Raw genomic sequence first — 19,519 nt, 5'->3', positions numbered from 1 at the left:
GTGAAACAACTAGGAGGAAACATCATGAAAGCCTATCCACTATATTTTCAGCCAGTGTTCAAAGAGCGAATTTGGGGTGGAACTATTCTAAGAGATGCATTTTCATATGAGATACAAGGAGATCAGTTTGGAGAATGTTGGGGGATTTCCGCACATCCACATGGACAAAGTATGGTGAAAAATGGAATCTATCAAGGGAAATTATTAGGGGAGTTATGGACTGAGTATCGTGAGTTGTTTGGTCAAGTAGAGGAAGATTCCTTTCCGTTGATGATAAAAATTTTAGATGCGCGAATGGATTTGTCTGTTCAAGTGCATCCAGATGATGATTATGCGAAAAAATCAGAAGGGGGATTTGGTAAAACAGAATGTTGGTATGTGATCGATTGCCGAATGGGTGCAGAAATTATTTATGGTCATCAAGCGAGAACAAAAGAAGAATTTCAAATCTTGATGCAATCAGGGGAATGGGATTCTTTGCTACAAAGAAGAAAAATTCATCCTGGTGATTTTTTCTATGTACCAAGTGGCACCATTCATGCATTGGGGGCTGGGAGTGTGATTCTTGAAACCCAACAAAGTTCAGATATTACTTATCGCGTATATGACTTTGATCGATTGGATGAAAATGGTAATAAACGGGAACTACATCAAAAGCAAGCGATGGAAGTCACTCATTTTCCCCACCAACAGATACAAATTCGTCCAAGCACCATAGTAAAAGGCAACACCACAATTACAACATACTTAGAGACTTCTTTTTTTTCTGTACAGAAATGGAGTATCCAAAAATACACCTCTTTTGTTCAAGAAAAAAATTTTCTTTTGCTTACCGTTATCGATGGACAAGGGATACTTATTACGAGAGAGGAGAACTACTTTCTTCATAAGGGAGATTTTGTTCTTCTGCCGTCTGGTTTAGGAAATTTTTCTCTAGATGGAAAGATAGAAATAATTGTTTCTTATAAATAATAATGTTTATACTGTAAATGGAGACATTCCAAGAATTGAGGCGCTTGATTCATGCAAAGAGTCAAATTGGCAACAGATTTATCTTTTTCCCGAATTATATACGGCTTATGGCGCTTAGCGGATTGGAAACAAACGAAAGAAGAAACATTAGATTTGATCCAATACTGCTTGGATAATGGAATTACAACCTTTGATCATGCAGATATATATGGCAGTTACACTTGTGAGAAGTTATTCGGTGATGCTTTAGCCCAAAAGCCTCACCTGCGCTCACAAATGCAATTGGTCACAAAATGTGGGATTGTATTGCCTTCTGAGCGAAGACCACAAAATAAAACCCACCATTATAATACAAGTAAGGAACATATTATTTACTCAGTAGAACAATCACTGCAAAATCTACGGACGGATTATATCGATGTTCTGCTCATTCATCGTCCTGATTCTTTTATGGACCCAGAGCAGGTAGCTGAAGCGTTTCAAATATTACATGAACAAGGAAAAGTGCTTTATTTTGGTGTATCCAATTTTAAACGAGATCATTTTGAGCTGCTTACTTCTTATGTGAAACAACCGCTTGTCACCAATCAATTGGAGCTTTCTGCTTATCAGTTAGAAAATATAGAAGATGGAACCTTACAACTGTGTATGCAACACAGAATCCCTCCAATGGCATGGTCGCCTCTATCTGGCGGAGATATTTTTACTTCTCAAGAAGAAAAAGCAGTCCGACTTCGACATGCATTGATTTCCATTCAGGAGGAGATAGGGGCACAAGGGATAGATGAAGTGCTTTATGCTTGGCTTTTAGCTCATCCTGCAAACATTATGCCCATTGTTGGATCAGGGAAACGGCAAAGAATTCAAACAGCTATCCATGCCACACAGTTATCACTTAACCGTGATCAATGGTTTAGCGTCTTACAGGCTTCCATGGGACACGAAGTACCTTAAATAGTTAGACGTTGTCAACAATCTCACTGTCTAATCGACAAGAAAGGAAGTGGGAAATGAAAATTTTGCAGAATTATTCAAATCTGTCATGGTTACCTCAACCAAATAGGGTATCCGAAATTCTTTCTTCCGACTTACCACCTAAAAATGAGATAACAACTGTTTTTGGGATCATCACCTATAAGCAGCGAATTCTATTAGCTAACTTGTATCGTGGATGGGATTTGCCAGGTGGGCATATAGAAGCTGAGGAAAGTCTAGAAGAGACATTGGCGAGAGAAGTATATGAAGAAACAAAAGTGATAGTGGAGAAACCTGCTCTTATCGGTTATCAGCAGATGGAGATATTTGCCCCAAAACCTGAAGGGTACCGATATCCATATCCGATGAGTTATCAAGTTCACTATCATGCAGAAGTTAAGGAAATATGTAATTTTATCAGTGATAAGGAAACAAAAGGCAGAGATTTCTTTTCTTATGAACAAATAAAAACTTTACCTAATCTTCAATCGCGTATAGGATTTATTCAATATGTATGGAGCGTTTGGAACAAATAAGGAACAGCCCTTCTGAAAATGAAAATAGAAGGGCTGTTTCATTAGTTGTTTAGAAGTCATTAAAACGATATTTGACTTTTGATTTTATCGGACTTTCCATCTTAATTGCATCTGAGTCATCTGGTAGATAACGAATCAGGTTTTTTCCTGTAGTGACAGCAGTTCCGTCTTTCATGTAGAGATTGTTGCCTTGAATGGCCAATCGATATAATCCTGCTGAATATGGTATATATCTGACATACCTTAACAGAGGATTAATGGAGAATAACAGTCCATCAGTAACGGCATACATGTGATGATTTGGGTGCATTTGGATGCCGGCACCTTGTCCAATTCCATTTTCAACTACTTGCTGCTGGAATATAGATATTTTTAATAAAGGGTTGAAGGCAAAAATATAGCCGTCAGCAATTCCCCAAATGTTCCCATCTTCTCCTATGGTCAGGGCAGTGATTTTTTTTACGGTTTTAAGAAGCAGTGGGGAGTATTCTCCTGTTTTCTTCTTCGTTTTAGGATCAAAACAAAATAATTTGGCTTCTGTCGCTTTTGGCGTGGTACCACCACCGCCTTCAATGCTTGATCCTCCCCAAATTATTCCTTTATAAGTGGTTAGGGATGCGATCGATTGATCCGTTACAATATTTCGGTACACTACTGGAGTTTCAGGTTTTTTTGGGTTTACGACCGTTAGGGCACCGCCATATTTTCCGTAGTCCGGTGTAGTTCCCATATAAATATTCGTTTTATCCGCGATTACTGCCAGCGGGCGATTTTGTTCATACCCTTGTCTCAACTTAAACAGCAGTTTTGGATTTTCTTCGTCTTTCCAAGGTTTATTAGGATCATAGACAAGGAGTTTGCCATCTGGATAAGTTCCAGCATATAGTTTACCGTTATACCATGTCCATCCTTCTACTTGTCCCAATCGTCCTATTTCTTTCACGATATTATTTTTTGTCTGATACGTGCTGATTCGTCCATTTAAGTAAGCATTTGTATAGATTTTATCTTTTGAATCTGCAATCACATTAAACAAATCAATCGGCTGAGGTGGAAAGGGTAGCTGAAAATATTCGTAAGCATGAGTCTGGGGGTTGTAACGAAATGCTTTTCCCTCATAATTTCCAGCTAGACCTACCAATGTTTTTCCTGGATAATTTTTTTCTTTAAATTCCACCCACGTCCAGCCAATTACTGGATTTTTTTGGAGGTCAATCGGTTTTTTCTTATTATCGACTACAGGAGCATATGATTTACTCTTCATATCATACCGTAGTAAGAACCCTTTATTAGTATAGTAAACAGAACGTCCATCAGGTGCTAGTGGAGAGACTCCGCGAGAATCACTGGGAAAAGAATCGGTTTTTTGCTTGGTGGTAAGGTCTGTCAAGGTATCTACTTCTTCTGTTTCTGGATTTAAAACGATGGTTTGGAATGCCGAATGTAACTTCACGAACAACTTACCTGAGATATAGTTCAGATCATATGCTTCCGATTGTGTTTGATATTTGCTCGGTAAGATTTGTTTCGTAACTTTTGTATTTATATCCAGCTGAATCACTTTTGCTTTGGATGATCCAATTCCAATATAAAGAACTTTTTTGTCTGGATTATATACCGTATCTTGGGCATATGTATCTCCTGGCGATACCGAATCGAACGACAAGGGCTTGCCATCTTTGGTATATCCAAAAATCTTTGCTTTTCCATAAGAACCGCCATAGACTGAACCATCCGGTCCATTGCTTAGTCCAAATAACACATCACTGTCTGCTGGTGAACGACCAAGATCTTTTAGTTCCTCCGTTTTTGGATCATAGCAATAAACATGTCCATTGCGATAACTTCCAACCCAAACTTTCCCATCTGTTGCTACCGTTATAGCCCAAGCGCCAGTTGCTGATTCCAATGGGAGAAGTTTGAGAAGTTTTCTTGTTTTGAGATCAACTACGGCAAATTGGGCAGGTTCACCAGTTACCACAGCAAATACGACATCATTTCCTTTTTTGTCTTTGCCAAATGCGGCTTCATAAATCGTAATACCTTTGATCTGTCCACCTAAATTCGTAAAGCCTGTATGGTTAGCTGCATGAGAAGTAGGAAGTGGGAAGACGCTGTAACAAAAAATGCAAAATAGGAACAGGAAGGATAGTAATTTCTGTTTTTTCATTTTAGCCTCTCTTTTTAATGGAATTGTCCCTATTTTACAATAATTGGACAAAGCCTGTCCCTTATTTTGCAAATATTTCATAATTAGACAGAAAAGAACCGCTTTTACAAAAGCGGTTTGGCTGTTCTTTCTAGGTGATAGACACTGGAATGTGTTGAAACGTTATGACGTCAAATAGACCGATATCAGTGAGTTTAATCTCTGGTATGACAGGTAAACAGAGAAATGCGAGGATAGAAAAGGGATTTAGATGGGATGGAGCTTGTAACTCATCTAAAGCATGATGAAGTTCTTTTAGATTTTTATTCACATCTGTAAAATTACAAGAACTCATCAATCCTGCAATTTCCAATGGAAGAGAGGCGAGTGTTTTACCGTTTTTCACTGCGACTAGTCCACCTTGAAGACGAGTGATTTCTTCAATTGCAGTCAGCATATCATCATCATTCGTACCCGCTACGACGAGGTTATGAGAATCATGAGCTACCGTTGAAGCAATCGCTCCACTTGATATCCCAAGTCCAGATACAATTCCTAATCCAATATTACCAGTTTGATGATGACGTTCGAGTACTGCAATCTTTAATTGATCCATTTTTACAGAAGGTACAAAAAAGCCATTTGAAACAGTCACATCTGCCACTTGGTGTTTGGTAACAATACTATTGGGCTGAAGTTCAATGATGTTTGCTTTTGTACCGTTAATAGGTATTTGTAGATCATGCTTGTCAGCTTTTACAACATGTATCGTATTCGTAATGACAGAGGACCTCGAATTTTGTTTATCGATCGATAGGTTCATCTTTCCATTTTCTGCTACCAATTTCCCTGCTTTAAAAACTTGTTGTACTTCCAAGTTCATAAGGTCATCAAACAGTAAAAAGTCTGCTGCATATCCAGGAGCAATCGCTCCTTTTTGCTGTAATCCATAACACTCAGCAGCGTTTAGAGTAGCCAGCTGTATTGCCAAAAGTGGATCTAGCCCATGTTGAATAGCTAAGCGAACAGAGTGATCGATACTGCCTTCTGTGATTAACTCATCTAAATGCTTGTCGTCGGTACAAAACGCAAATCTTCTCGAGTTTTTTTCATTCACGATACGGATGAGTGAAGTGAGGTCTTTTGCACTTGATCCCTCTCGAATCCAAACATACATCCCTCTTTGTATTCGTTCCAATGCTTCTTCGGCTGAGATACACTCGTGATCGGTTGAAATTCCCGCACTTCGATAAACATTGATAGCATCTCGATCCAATCCAGCGGCATGCCCATCGATGTGATTTCGATATTTTAAGGTAGTAGAAATTTTTTTGATCATGTGATTTTCCCCATGCAAAACAGCGGGGAAGTCCATGACTTCGGCAAGTCCGAGCACTCTTGGGTGAGTAAAAAATGGCTCAAGGTCATTTGCTTTTAGGCGGGCACCAGCATTTTCAAACGGAGTGGCAGGGACGCTGGAAGGCAGCATCAAGTAAATATCCAAGGGTAGATCTTCTGAGTCTTCGAGCATAAAAGAGATTCCATCGTTTCCAACTACATTCGCAATCTCATGCGGGTCTGTAATGACAGTTGTAACTCCATGCGGCAACACAACTTTTGCAAATTCTTGAGGAGTAACTAAAGAAGACTCAATATGTACATGAGCATCGATAAAAGTAGGACAAATGTATTTTTGTTTTGCATCAAGGACTTTCTTTCCTCGGTAATTACCGATACCAACAATATAGCCATCTGCGATTGCGATATTGGCATGGATAATATCCAAGTTAAAAACATCGATAATCTTTCCGTTTGTAATCACCAAATCTGCCGGTTCGCGTTTGCTGGCGACAGCTATTCTTCTTTGTAGTTTTTCTGGAGATAATTTCAACTTACTTCCATCCTTTCTAAGTCATTTTAACTCAATCGTGAAGAAAAAGGGCGAACGCATTTAGAAATGTATATTCTAAATTTGATATGAAATCGTATCATTGTAATAATATGTATTGATAGATGCTTATAAAATATAAATAGAGAGTGAAGATGTTCCCATGAAAGAAATAAAGCAGTCGTTCAAGGGAATCAAACAATTGCCTATTTGGATTGTCCATTTTTTGATGGGTGGAAATCTAGTTATTACGATTTCAGAAGAGTTGGAAACATATTTAGAGATGCGTCACAAAAAAGAGGGAGTGATCCTTATTATTAATCACTCTAGTTATTTTGATCCACCTACCGTAAAATTTGCCAGCATGTGTCTTGGTTTATACCCAAAATTTATGGCAAAGGCAAGCTTATGGACACATCCACTCTTATGGTGGATTTTTCGCTATGGTAACTATATTCCTGTTCGTAGAGACAGTCCGCAAGCAAAAGATGCGCTGCAAAATGCTTGTGATCATTTAAAAAGTGGAGGTGCCATTGCAATTTACTTTGAAGGGGGAATACCGGAATGGGATGGAGTCGAGGATAGGAAACCAAAGAGTTGGAAGACTGGTCCAGCTCGTCTGCAAAACCAGACAAGTGCAGTGATTATTCCGGTGATCCAGCTCGGATCTCGGCAAGTCATGAGCGGGGGAAAGGTAAAAAGTTTTCTTGGGGCAGCGACAGCATGGTTTCGTCGTCCGCGTCGGCATGTACATTTTGGTTCCCCTATTAAGCCTATCCAACAACACCCACAACAAGATGGTATCAAGCGGGATACCAAACGATTACAGATGATCTACGAAGCACTGTGGGATGAACTAAAACCTGAATCTCTGATAAAGTAAGATTCGCTCACTATCTGAATGGAAAAAGTGTTATTTGTTATCTTTAATCAGCTTTGTTACCCGATCGATAATCTGTCGGAAAGGAGGAACATTGGATAACATAATCTTGCTGACTTCATGTGTATCGCCATATCGCTCAACCACATTTCTTACTCTCTGTGTTAAATTGGTATCTTCCCCATTAGCTGATGTGTGAAGGTCACAATAACTGACGAGGTCAATAAACATCTGATCCTTATCGTCCAGTAAGGAATGATGATCTTCGTAAATTTCTCTGATATCCGGGCGTGAATAAAGAACACCTTCGTACGCACAACTATGAAAGAGAATCGTCGCTATCATATATTTTGGATATCCTTGTCTTGCAGCAAATATAGCACCGTCCAGCTGATGATAGTGATAGTGATCTAGTTTGGGGCTATAGCCAATATCGTGTAGATAGCAGGCTTGAATCAATAATGGCTTCCATTCTTCCAAAATATTTAATTTGGTGAGCAGAGATTTCATATTCCGAACAACGCCGAGAATATGATGAAATCGGGGGATAGAAGGGTCAATATAGTCAGCTAATTTTGTCTCATTCAGATCAGGAACTTGTATACTTGCTTGTTCAAATAAATGCAAAAGAGAAAACTCCTCTCTAGCAGAATGACAGCCTACTTAATAGAAATTTTCTTTTTTAAAAGCACATCTATGGTAATTGGCCATCTATTAGTATTCTTGCGCATTTTCGGATGTCTAACCATGTTTTTTCGTCTTTTTCATTACCGATATATTTACAAATACTAGCATTATCGGAAAACCAGTCACATAATTCGATTAGATTTGGTTCTTTTTTTGGAAATTCTTCGGAATAAGATTGGTAGAGAAGGGATTTGAAATCTTTGTAAAATTGAATGGCATAGGAGGGAGTATGGTTATTCGTGTTTTTATCCAAGATCAATGATCGAAGAAATTTTTGCTTGTCTCTTCTCCAAGTCTGTAAGATTTTTCGCTTGGTAATACTATTTTGGTATTGCCAAATCATAAACTCTGTACGATTGACCCTCAGTCCGTTTAATTTTACAACCATATTTTCTATCTCCTTCAAACGACACTTTTTCCAGTCTCCTACCTTTAATAATGATACAAATCTACGTGTTATTCAATAGTTTTTGTAAAAACAAAGGTAATCACCTAGCACGATATTTAAAAATATTTCGAAGAATATTATAATAAAATAGGATGGTGTCATCACCCCCTTCAACTGCAAGATAGGAGTTTTCAGTGAATCACATCCGATATGATGAACAATCCGCTCAAGAATACATTGAAATGGCTCGGTGGAAGGCAAAGAGAAAGCAGAACAAGGGTCTAAGGAGCGATGAATGGCTTCTTCATGTCACCGATCCGAATCATCCGCTAAGGATGCTGCATATTTCCGGAGCAAGGTACAATATTGAACCTGATGGGTATGGGAAACGTGGGGTACTAGAAACCGCCGTTTATAATCTCGCTCAAGAATTGAGATTTTTGGGTCATAGTCTTAGTATTTTTGCTCCAGCTACATCCAAGATCGAAGGGCTTATCCCAACTATTTGGAAACATCCTGAGTCTTGGGATTTTCATGGAGCCTCCGCTCTCCACCATGATTTCATCTCTCGATGGCTGCGCCAAGAGACAAGAAAGCAGCGTCCACTAAGCTGGGATACGGTAACTGGACACCTCGGGTATTTCTACGATCCACCAGTGAGTGAGCTTCTTTTCCAGTTTCAAGATTACGGTGGAGTCGTGCCCATTGTGCTCAAACATTTCTTGGAATGGATGTTTGACATTAGCCGAGGGGAGCTGTTGACATTTAATCCACCAGTGGGTCCAACCGATAGGACCTATTTTGAACATTATTGGAAGAAGATACCGTTTGTGGTCAGCGAACCGGAGCGGACTGAGAACTGGAAAGTATGGGTGGTGCATACTATCCCAAGTACACTCCCAGAGGAGAACTTTGTTTCCCGCCGTGGTCCGCTGCTTGATGCTGTTGGTATCCTCGGTGATATCGCTCCAGAAAAAGGGCAGGCGGATACCATTCGTCTGGCTAAGGCAACAGGACAATCGATCATTGTCGTAGGACTAGGTGATTCGTCAACTTATTTTAATCGGGAAGTTAGCCCGCAGATCGATGTTGATCTAGGGTTTTATCCGTGGAATGAGGGGCGAGTCAATGCTCTGCTGAATGGTTCTGACACAAGCTTGCTTCAAAGTGGATCGCCAGTTTGTATCTATATTGATCGACTTGATGATCAGCAAGAACTTGATTTTTTCTCAGGTATTCGTGCATTTGTTGCACCCGTTCACTGGGATGAACCCCAAGGTTTGGAGTTTCTTAAGGCATGGGCTGCTGGAACTCCAGTGGTCGCGTATGCTCGCGGATCGGTACCGAAACTCATACAACCACACCGAGGGGAATGGGGTTTTGATATCGAGGAAGGGGATGAACGAGGTTTCGTGGAGGCGATTAAGGCCTCCTTGAAGCTGGATCGAACACGCATTCAGCAATGGGCGCGTGAGGAACATCACATGCGTATCGCTGCACAGAAATACGTCGATCTGCAACGATTTCTCTGTGCACTTTGGTGGTTGAATGGTGGCTGGTGACACTATCTTACACCTACCTTACAGGTGGCACGGTGACTGTGAAAAATATAGAATCACGGACACTGTGCCACCGAAGAGGTAGCAGAACATCCAATAAGGGAAGAAGCTGTATTCCCGCTTCAGTGGCATTTTTCTTTTGTCTGAACCTTCTGCTTACCTCGATTTACCCCATCCATTGGAATTGTTAGAACTCCTCAAATGGTTATCTGCACAATGGACTCCGATATTTAAAAATATTAGGAAAGATACTATAATAAAATAGGATAGTGTCATCCATGTCCCCTCTTCAACTGTCAGATAGGAATTTCCAGTGAGTAGTTATATCAAATATGATGAACAATCCGCTCAAGTACACATTGAAATTGCTCGGTGGATGGCAAAGAAAAAGCAGAACAAGGGTCCAAGGAGCGATGAATGGCTTCTTCATGTCACCGATCCGAATCGTCCGCTAAGGATGCTGCATATTTCCGGAGCAAGGTACAATACTCCACCTGACGCGTATGGCGGACTAGAAAACGCTATTGCCAATCTTGTTCGTGAATGGAGAGATTTGGGTCATAATCTAGGTGTATTTGCTCCAGCTACATCCAAGATCGAAGGGCTTATCCCAACTATTGAGAAACCTGCTGGGTCTTGGGATTTTCATGGGGCCTTCGCTCTCCACCATGATTTCATCTCCCGATGGCTGCGCCATGAGACAAGAAAGCAGCATCCTCTAAACTGGGATACGGTAACTGGACACCTCGGATCTCTCTATGATTCACCAATTAGTGAGCTTCTTTTCCAGTTTCAAGATTACGGTGGAGTCGTGCCCGTGTTGCTCAAGCATTCCCCCCTTCACTTGAATCGGGTTTTTGACATGGATTGGGGAGATTTGTTGACCTTTAATCCACCAGAGGGACCAAAAGATATGGCCTATTTTCATCATTATTGGAAGAAGATACCGTTGGTGGTCGGCGAACGGGAGCGGGCTGAAAACGGCAAGAAAGTATGGATGGTGCATTCCATCTCAAACGGACTCACTGAGGAGAACTTTGTCTCCCGTCGCACTCCACTGCTTGATGCTGTTGGTATCCTCGGCAGAATTTGTCCTGAAAATGGGCAGGCGAATGCTATTCGTATGGCTAAGGCAGCAGGGCAATCGATAATTTTGGCGGGGATTATTGAAAATGGTAACTACTTTGAACTAGAATGTCTCCCACAGATCGATGTTTATCTACCATATAAGAGTTATGCGGAGAAAGTCGCTGCTCTGCTGAATGGCTCTGATACAAGTCTCCTAAGTAGTGGATCACCAATTTGTATCTATGTTGGTCAACTTGTTGGACAGCAAAAGCTCGATTTCTTCTCAGGTATTCGTGCATTTGTCGCACCCATTCACTGGGATAAACCTCGCGGTTTGGTTTTTCTTGAGGCATGGGCTGCCGGAACACCAGTGGTAGCGTATGCTCGCGGGTTGATTCCAAGACTCGTACGACCACACCGAGGAGAGTGGGGTTTTGATATCGCGGAAGGGGATGAACGAGGTTTCGTGGAGGCGATTAAGGCCTCCTTGAAGCTGGATCGAACACGCATTCAGCAATGGGCGCGTGAGGAACATCACATGCGCACTGCTGCACAGAAACATGTCGATCTGCAACGATTTCTCTGTGCACTTTGGTGGTTGAATGGTGGCTGGTGATACTGTCTTACATCTACCTTACAGGTGGCACGGTGACTGTGAAAAATATAGAATCACGGACACTGTGCCACCGAATAGGTAGCAGAACATCCAAATAAGGGAAGAAGCTGCATTCCCGCTCCAGTGGCGTATTTGCTGAATCTGCTGCTTACCTCGATTTACCCCTTCCATTGGAAATGTTAGAACTCCTCAAATGGTTATCTGCACAATGTACTCCGATGTTTAAAAATATTAGGAAAGATACTATAATAAAATAGGATAGTGTCATCAATGATCCCATTCCAACTGCAAGATAGGAGTTTCGAGTGAATTCCACCCGATATGATGAACAATCCGCTCAAATACACATTGAAATTGCTCGGTGGAAGGCAAAGAAAAATCAGAACAAGGGTCCAAGAAGCGATGAATGGCTTCTTCATGTCACCGATCCGAATCGTCCGCTAAGGATGCTGCATATTTCCGGAGCAATGTACAATACTCCTCCTAGTGCGCGTGGAGGACTAGAATCCACAGTTGACAATCTCGCTCATGAATGGAGAAATTCGGGTCATGGATTTGGTGTATTTGCTCCAGCTACATCCAAGATCGAAGGCCTTATCCCTACTATTGATGAACCTGCTGGGTCTTGGGATTTTCATGGGGCCTTTGCTCTCCACCATGATTACATCTCACGATGGCTGCGCCAGGAAACAAGAAAGCAGCATCCTCTAAGCTGGGATACGATAACTGGACACCTCGGATCTCTCTACGATCCACCAGCGAGTGAGCTTCTTTTCCAGTTTCAAGATTACGGTGGAGTCGTGCCCGTCGTGTTCAAACATTCCCCCCTTCATGACTTGGATTGGCTTTACAACACAGGTTGGGGGGAGCTGTTGATATCTTATCCATCAGTGGGTCCAATCGATATGGCTTATTTCCAACATTATTGGAGAAAGCTACCGTTGGTCTTGGACGGATGGGGACTGGCTGAGAACGGGAAAGCATGGGGGGTGCATGCCATCCCAAGTGGACTCACAGAGGAGAACTTTGTCTCCCGTCCGATTCCATTGCTTGATGCTGTTGGTATCCTCGGTGATATCAGTCCTGACAATGGACAAGCGGATGCCATTCGTCTGGCTAAGGCGGCAGGGCAATCGATCATTTTGGCTGGGAAGATAGAAAATAGGGAGTACTTTCATTCGGAAGTTTTCCCACAGATCGATGTCCATATAGGACAACTTTGGAACGAGGAGAAAGCCACTGCTCTGCTGAATGGCTCTGATACAAGCCTGCTGAGTAGTGAATCACCAATTTGTATCTATGTTGGTAATATTTTTGGACAGCAAAAACTCGATTTCTTCTCAGGTATTCGTGCATTTGTTGCACCCATTCACAGGGTTGAACACCAAGGATTGGCTTTTCGTGAGGCATGGGCTGCCGGAACACCAGTGGTAGCGTATGCTCGTGGATCGGTACCAAAACTCATACAACCACATCGAGGGGAATGGGGTTTTGATATCGAGGAAGGGGATGAACGAGGCTTCATGGAGGCGATTAAGGCCTCCTTGAAGCTGGATCGAACACGAATTCAGCAATGGGCGCGTGAGGAATATCACATACGTATCGCTGCACAGAAACATGTCGATCTGCAACGATTTCTCTGTGCGCTTTGGTGGTTGAATGGTGGCTGGTGACACTATCTTACACCTACCTTACAGGTGGCACGGTGACTGTGAAAAATATAGAATCACGGACACTGTGCCACCGAATAGGTAGCAAAATGGAAGAAGCTGCATTCCTGCTCCGGTGCTGTTTTCCTTTTGGCTGAACCTGCTTCTTGCCTCGATTTACCCCATCCATTGGAAATATGAGAACTCCTCAAATGGTTATTTATACGATGGACTCCGATATTCAAAAATATTAGGAAAGATACTATAATAAAATAGGATAGTGTCATCCATGATCTCCCTTCAACTGCCAGATAGGAATTTCCAGTGAGTAGCTACATCAAATATGAGGAACAATCCGCTCAAGTACACATTGAAATTGCTCGGTGTAAGGCGAAGAAAAAGCAAAACATGGGCCCAAGAAGCGATGAATGGCTTCTTCATGTCACCGATCCAAATCATCCATTAAGAATGTTGCATATTTCCGGAGCAAGGTACAATACTCCACCTGACGCGTATGGGGGACTAGAAACCGTTCTTGCCAATCTCGCTCATGAATTGAAAGATATGGGTCATAGGTTTGGTGTATTTGCTCCAGCTACATCCAAGATCGAAGGGCTTATCCCGACTATTGAGGAACCTGCTGATTCTTGGAAATTTCAAGGGGCCTTCGATCTCCACCATGATCTCATCTCGCGATGGATACGCCAGGAGACAAGAAAGCAGCGTCCTCTAAACTGGGATACGGTGACTGGACACCTCGGATCTCTCTACGATCCACCAGTGTGTGAGCTTCTTTTCCAGTTTCAAGATTACGGTGGAGTCATGCCCGTCGTGCTCAAACATTCCCCCCTTCACTTGGATCGGTTTTACGACACAGATCGGGGGGAGCGGTTGACCTTTAATCCACCAGTGGGTCCAACCGATATGTCCTATTTTCACCATTATTGGAAAGAGCTTCCGTTGGTGGTCTTGAGCGAAAGGGAGCTGGCTGAAAACTGGAAAGTATGGGTGGTTCATTCCATCCCAAGTGGACTCACAGATGAGAGCTTTGTCTCCCGTCGTGCTCCGCTGCTAGATGCTGTTGGTATCCTCGGAAGAATCACTCCTGACAAAGGGCAGGCGGATGCCATCCGTTTGGCTAAGGCAGCAGGGCAATCGATCATTGTCGCGGGGAATATCGATAATTTTACGTACTTCCATGATCAACTAAAACCACAGACAGATGTAGACATTTCAGATAATCCAGAGCGTGTCGCTGCTCTACTGAACGGATCTGATACAAGTCTGCTAAGTAGTGGATCACCAGTTTGTATCTTTGTTGGTGAACTTGGTGGACAGCCGAAACTCGATTTCTTCTCAGGTATTCGTGCATTTGTCGCACCCATCCACTGGGATGAACCCCAAGGTTTGGTTTTTATTGAAGCATGGGCTGCTGGAGCTCCAGTGGTAGCGTATGCTCGCGGGTCGGTTCCAGGACTCGTACGACCACATCGAGGGGAATGGGGATTTGATATCGAAGAAGGAAATGAAACCGGTTTCGTCGAGGCGATTAAAGCCTCCTTGAAGCTGGATCGAACACGCATTCAGCAATGGGCGCGTGAGGAACATCACATGCGTATCGCTGCACAGAAACATGTCGATCTGCAACGATTTCTCTGTGCGCTTTGGTGGTTGAATGATGGCTGGTGACACTATCTTACACCTACCTTGCAGGTGGCACGGTGACTGTGAAAATATATAGAATCACGGACACTGTGCCACCGAATAGGTAGCAGAACATCCAATAGGGGGAGAAGCTGATTTATTCCATATACAATGAAAGATCAAGGGGAAAGACATAAGAAGAGATAAGAGTAGCTGTCTTTTGATTGAGAAATGGATATGAGAGAATGGTAAGAGTTGACCCACTATCTCAAAGTAGAATACAATGCGTTTTAAAAATATTTATTTGTAAAAAAATGATATATTCCATATCCGTTGACATCATCTTGTCCTAATTATAAAATACATATGAGTTTGATAATCATTCTCATTATAAATGAGAAATGAGTAAAAAAAGTAACAAACCATCAGGAGGTGAAAAGATGTCAAAACCGAGGTTAATAACAGAAAACTTACATATTTCTTATGGCGATCAAGAGATTGTGAAAGATGTCAGTTTAGACATAGCAGATGGGATGATCACGACTATTATTGGGTCAAATGGTTGTGGGAAATCTACCTTATTAAAGACGATCGCACGTATTCATCCAACCCGCTCTGGCGCTGTTTTTCTTGACGGGAAAGAAATTCATAAAGAATCTACCAAAAAAATAGCTCAGAAGTTGGCAATTTTACCGCAATCTCCAGATGCACCAGAAGGCTTAACCGTAGCAGAATTAGTGTCTTATGGGAGATTTCCTTATCAAAATCGTGTACGATTGAGCAGCAAAGATCACGAAGTGATCAACTGGGCCTTGAATGTGACAGGTGTACATGCATTTCGGCATAAAGTCGTAGATTCGCTTTCAGGCGGACAAAGACAAAAGGTTTGGATCGCTATGGCATTAGCACAGGAGACAGATATTATCCTCTTGGATGAACCTACTACTTACCTCGATTTATCCCATCAGTTGGAAATATTAGAACTTCTCAAATGGTTAAATGTAAAGGAAAAACGGACGATCGTGATGGTACTGCATGATCTCAATCACGCTGCCCGATTTGCTGATCGGATTATCGCGATGAAACAAGGAAAGATTGTCAAAGAAGGATGTGCAGAAGAGGTTATCACCGCTGCCACCTTACATGAAGTTTTTCAGATTGATGCTGAAATAGTAACAGATCCAAGAACGCAGAAACCGATCTGTTTGACATATGACCTTATTGACTCCATCTTGTCGAAAGTGGAAGACCAAGCGATTTAATGCAATAATGGGATATTTTTTTTAATCTCAAATGAGAATGATTATCACAAGAGAATATTGAGATGAGGTTGAACATAGATGAAAAAGTGTAAAAGCATACGGAGTTTTCTTTTCATTGCTGTTTTCGTAGCAGCTTTACTAGCTGGGTGCAGTCAAGGAACAACATCTGATGAAAGCAATACGCCCAAAATGGTAACGTTCCAATCGGAAAAAGGACCCGTTCAAGTTCCAGCTAATCCGAAGCGTGTTGCAGTTCTAGCTTCCTCTTATACTGGTAATGTTTTGTCCCTTGGTATTACCCCGGTAGGAGTAGATCAATGGGCAAAAGATAATAAATTTTACAATGGTAAATTAAAAAATGTGCAAGTGATAACCACTGATTCATTGGAAAAACTTTTAGCTTTAAAACCAGACCTTATCATTGCCTTTACCAATGATAAAAATCTCAAAAAATATCAAGAAATAGCTCCGACCGTCGCATTCACTTATGAAAAATATACGTATTTAGAAGCACATCTTCAAATTGGTAAATTGCTTGGAAAAGAAAAAGAAGCACAAGCATGGGTGGATCAATGGAATAAGCAAACAGCAGAAGCCAAGACAAAAGTAAAAGCAGCTATTGGAGATAATGCCACTGCAACTGTATTTGAAACATTTGGAAAAGAATTATATGTTTATGGAAACAACTGGGGTCGAGGAACAGAAATTATTTATCAAGCTCTTGGTATCAAAGCTCCAAAACAAGTAGAAAAAGATGTATTTGGTCCTGGGTATAAAGCGATCTCTACCGAAGTGATACCACAGTATGCAGGAGACTATTTATTTGTAGGAAAAGGAGATGCAACAGCAGATAATTCCTACCTGCAAACATCAGTGTGGAAACAAATCCCCGCTGTTCAAAAAGGAAATGTCTTCTTTTTTGATTCGGCATCGTTTTACTTCAATGATCCAATATCACTTGAAAAAGAATTAGCATTTATCGTACAAGCATTGACAAAAGGGAAATAGAAACAGCTTTAACACAAAGGATATGGATCTATGTCTATCAAAAACATACAAACTGAAGAAAATCAAATAGTTTCTAGACCGGTTATCGGTGCTTTCATCCTCATACTAGGTCTGTTGGTGTTAGCTGTCAGTATGGTTTTGGCAATTTCCGTTGGAGCTGCGAATATTGATTTTATGACAGTGTGGAAATCTATCTTTGCTTATGATCCACAAGGAAAAGCTGATCAAATTATCGCGGGCATTCGCTTACCAAGGGAACTTGGCGTGGTTATTGTTGGTGCTGCCCTAGCGGTGAGTGGTGCGATTATGCAGGGGATAACCAAAAATCCATTGGCAGAACCGGGATTATTAGGGATTAATGCGGGTGCAGGATTGGCATTGACTTGTCTACTAGTTTTGCAGCCTCATTCTTCCTATGTGTTTGTGATGACAGCTACCTTTGTGGGTGCAGCATTAGGTGCGGGATTGGTGTTTGGAATTGGTTCGGCGAGTAGGGGTGGCGTGTCTCCTTTACGGATAATCTTAGCTGGATCAGCTATTACCTTTTTCCTAAATGCACTTGCAGATGGTATTTCCCTTGTTTTCAAACTTACCCAAGACTTGAGTATATGGAAAATAGGAAGTACATCTGGAACGACTTGGTTACAACTGAAAATTTCCGTCCCTATCGTTTTTCTTGCCCTTGCTGTAGCTGTTTTTTTCTCTAAAAAGTTGACGATTCTCAGTTTTGGTGATGATATTGCTAAAGGATTGGGACAGCGTACGATTTTAGTGAAAATAGTTTTGATGCTCGTCGTCTTGATACTAGCAGGTATTTCTGTTTCTTTGGTGGGGGCTCTCGCTTTTGTTGGACTAATGGTTCCCCATATAGTGAGGTTTCTTGTAGGAACTGACTATCGTTGGGTTATTCCCTGTTCTGCTGTGTTCGGAAGTATATTATTAGTTTTATCTGATACTGCTGCGAGAATGATCAACGCTCCATTTGAAACTCCGATCGGTGCGATTGTGGCTATAGTTGGGGTTCCTTTCTTTCTCTATCTCGCTAGAAGGGAAGGGAAACGATGAATATAGTAGATGCAGCATATCAACGTAAAGTCCGACTCACTTTGATTATTTCTGTGATTCTTCTCCTTACAGCGTTTATTGTGAGTATAGCAACTGGGTACATTTCGCTAAATCCAATCCAATTAGGTAAGACGATATTTGGATATGGCACAAGTCAAGAAAACCTAATTTTGTATGGTTTTCGTTTACCTAGAATAGTAGTAACGATTTTAGCGGGCATCGGTCTTGCGGTTTCTGGAGCTATCTTGCAGAGCATCACAAAAAATCCTCTATCTGATCCTGGTATTTTAGGTATTAACGCAGGTGCGGGTTTGATGGTAGTTATTTATGTGATGTATTTTTCTAGTGAGTCCACGAGTTTTATTTATGTTCTCCCCTTGTTTGCTTTCATCGGGGGAACCTTAACAGTGATCATGATCTACTTTTTATCCTACAAGCGGGGAGAGGGAACCGAGCCGACACGTCTTATTCTTATCGGAGTAGGAATGGCAGCTGCGATCAACGGTGTCATATTTACGCTCACTGCAAGGTTAGAAGAGGAAAAGAATGCATTTATCGCCAACTGGATTGCAGGAAGAATATGGGGGGATGACTGGACATTTGTGATCGCGCTTCTGCCTTGGATTCTCATTCTTTTACCGATTGTTTTTTCTAAGTCACATATTTTAAATGTGTTGCAGCTTAATGAAAATGCATCTATTGGATTAGGGGTAAAAGTGGAAAGAGAACGAAGTATACTGCTGCTCATTGCGGTAGCACTTGCAGCTGCATCTGCTTCAGTCAGCGGCGGTATTGCTTTTATTGGTCTCATGGCTCCTCATATAGCTAGGAGTTTGGTAGGTCCTCGCCATCAAGCGTTTCTCCCTATCGCAGCTATTTTAGGAGCTATTCTTCTTCTAGTCTCCGAAACGATCGGCAGAAGCTTATTAGATCCAAGTGGCATCCCAGCGGGAATCATTGTCACAATGATTGGAGCACCGTATTTTCTGTATCTGATGGTAAAAAAATAGTGTTCATGCTAAAAGCAACTTATACAAAAGGTAAGTTGTTTTTAGCATTTGGATGTTTTTTAAAAGTATGAATAAAATGTAAAATTGCATATCTCGAAAAGAAGTATTTTAATAGTATATAGAGACCCTTTTCGAAAGGGTATTTTGTATTTACATTATAGAA

16 protein-coding genes are annotated in these 19,519 nt (G+C 41.5%); 12 read left to right on the top strand and 4 right to left on the bottom strand.

What is annotated here, in order from left to right; all coding sequences use genetic code 11:
- Positions 1–24 precede the first annotated feature (24 nt).
- The 3 genes from manA to AC5WOF_RS01670 are packed head-to-tail and all read left to right on the top strand — an operon-like array spanning position 25 to position 2,483.
- Positions 25–972, top strand: coding sequence for a mannose-6-phosphate isomerase, class I (gene manA / locus AC5WOF_RS01680; RefSeq protein ID WP_496048219.1), 948 nt, complete (start codon positions 25–27; stop codon positions 970–972).
- 51 nt (positions 973–1,023) lie between these two features.
- A complete protein-coding gene (locus AC5WOF_RS01675; RefSeq protein WP_496048218.1) occupies positions 1,024–1,926 on the top strand; it encodes an aldo/keto reductase in 903 nt (300 codons plus the stop codon).
- 56 nt (positions 1,927–1,982) lie between these two features.
- Positions 1,983–2,483, top strand: a complete 501-nt coding sequence (locus AC5WOF_RS01670) for an NUDIX domain-containing protein (protein ID WP_496048217.1) — start codon at positions 1,983–1,985, stop codon at positions 2,481–2,483.
- A 49-nt stretch (positions 2,484–2,532) separates the two neighbouring features.
- On the opposite strand, the gene AC5WOF_RS01665 is transcribed toward AC5WOF_RS01670, so the two are convergent.
- Positions 2,533–4,653, bottom strand: coding sequence for an NHL repeat-containing protein (locus AC5WOF_RS01665; RefSeq protein WP_496048216.1), 2,121 nt, complete (start codon positions 4,651–4,653; stop codon positions 2,533–2,535).
- 130 nt (positions 4,654–4,783) lie between these two features.
- Positions 4,784–6,523 carry an adenine deaminase gene (gene ade / locus AC5WOF_RS01660; RefSeq protein ID WP_496048215.1) on the bottom strand — a complete coding sequence of 580 codons (1,740 nt, stop codon included), beginning with the start codon at positions 6,521–6,523 and terminating at the stop codon, positions 4,784–4,786.
- Between the two features lie 160 nt (positions 6,524–6,683).
- On the opposite strand from ade, the gene AC5WOF_RS01655 reads away from it, so the two are divergent.
- Entirely contained in the window at positions 6,684–7,403 is a 720-nt protein-coding gene (locus AC5WOF_RS01655) for a lysophospholipid acyltransferase family protein (RefSeq protein WP_496048214.1), read from the top strand.
- Positions 7,404–7,433: 30 nt separating this feature from the next.
- Here AC5WOF_RS01655 and AC5WOF_RS01650 read toward each other — a convergent pair whose 3' ends face one another.
- Positions 7,434–8,027 carry an HD domain-containing protein gene (locus AC5WOF_RS01650; protein WP_496048213.1) on the bottom strand — a complete coding sequence of 198 codons (594 nt, stop codon included), beginning with the start codon at positions 8,025–8,027 and terminating at the stop codon, positions 7,434–7,436.
- Positions 8,028–8,094: 67 nt separating this feature from the next.
- Entirely contained in the window at positions 8,095–8,475 is a 381-nt protein-coding gene (locus AC5WOF_RS01645; protein WP_496048212.1) for a hypothetical protein, read from the bottom strand.
- Positions 8,476–8,669: 194 nt separating this feature from the next.
- Here AC5WOF_RS01645 and AC5WOF_RS01640 point away from each other — a divergent pair, with 194 nt between their 5' ends.
- The 8 genes from AC5WOF_RS01640 to AC5WOF_RS01605 all read left to right on the top strand — a co-directional run bounded on the left by AC5WOF_RS01640 (position 8,670) and on the right by AC5WOF_RS01605 (position 19,356).
- The gene (locus AC5WOF_RS01640) at positions 8,670–10,037 is read left to right on the top strand and encodes a glycosyltransferase (protein ID WP_496048211.1); all 1,368 of its coding nucleotides are present in this window, start codon (positions 8,670–8,672) and stop codon (positions 10,035–10,037) included.
- 310 nt (positions 10,038–10,347) lie between these two features.
- Positions 10,348–11,718, top strand: coding sequence for a glycosyltransferase (locus AC5WOF_RS01635; RefSeq protein WP_496048210.1), 1,371 nt, complete (start codon positions 10,348–10,350; stop codon positions 11,716–11,718).
- A 305-nt stretch (positions 11,719–12,023) separates the two neighbouring features.
- Positions 12,024–13,391, top strand: a complete 1,368-nt coding sequence (locus AC5WOF_RS01630) for a glycosyltransferase (protein WP_496048209.1) — start codon at positions 12,024–12,026, stop codon at positions 13,389–13,391.
- Positions 13,392–13,691: 300 nt separating this feature from the next.
- Complete coding sequence (locus AC5WOF_RS01625) at positions 13,692–15,056, top strand: glycosyltransferase (RefSeq protein WP_496048208.1); 1,365 nt, start codon at positions 13,692–13,694, stop codon at positions 15,054–15,056.
- Between the two features lie 395 nt (positions 15,057–15,451).
- Positions 15,452–16,273 (top strand): ABC transporter ATP-binding protein, encoded by an 822-nt coding sequence (locus AC5WOF_RS01620; RefSeq protein ID WP_496048207.1) that lies wholly within the window; start codon positions 15,452–15,454, stop codon positions 16,271–16,273.
- Between the two features lie 78 nt (positions 16,274–16,351).
- Complete coding sequence (locus AC5WOF_RS01615) at positions 16,352–17,281, top strand: iron-hydroxamate ABC transporter substrate-binding protein (protein ID WP_496048206.1); 930 nt, start codon at positions 16,352–16,354, stop codon at positions 17,279–17,281.
- 30 nt (positions 17,282–17,311) lie between these two features.
- A complete protein-coding gene (locus AC5WOF_RS01610; protein WP_496048205.1) occupies positions 17,312–18,346 on the top strand; it encodes a FecCD family ABC transporter permease in 1,035 nt (344 codons plus the stop codon).
- Complete coding sequence (locus AC5WOF_RS01605) at positions 18,343–19,356, top strand: FecCD family ABC transporter permease (RefSeq protein ID WP_496048204.1); 1,014 nt, start codon at positions 18,343–18,345, stop codon at positions 19,354–19,356. Before AC5WOF_RS01610 ends, AC5WOF_RS01605 begins: the two co-directional genes overlap by 4 nt.
- Positions 19,357–19,519: the final 163 nt, after the last annotated feature.

It is taken from the genome of Shimazuella sp. NTD250 (assembly GCF_059510375.1).
Note: the sequence above shows the minus strand (reverse complement) of the source record. Positions and strands in the feature narration are given on the sequence as shown.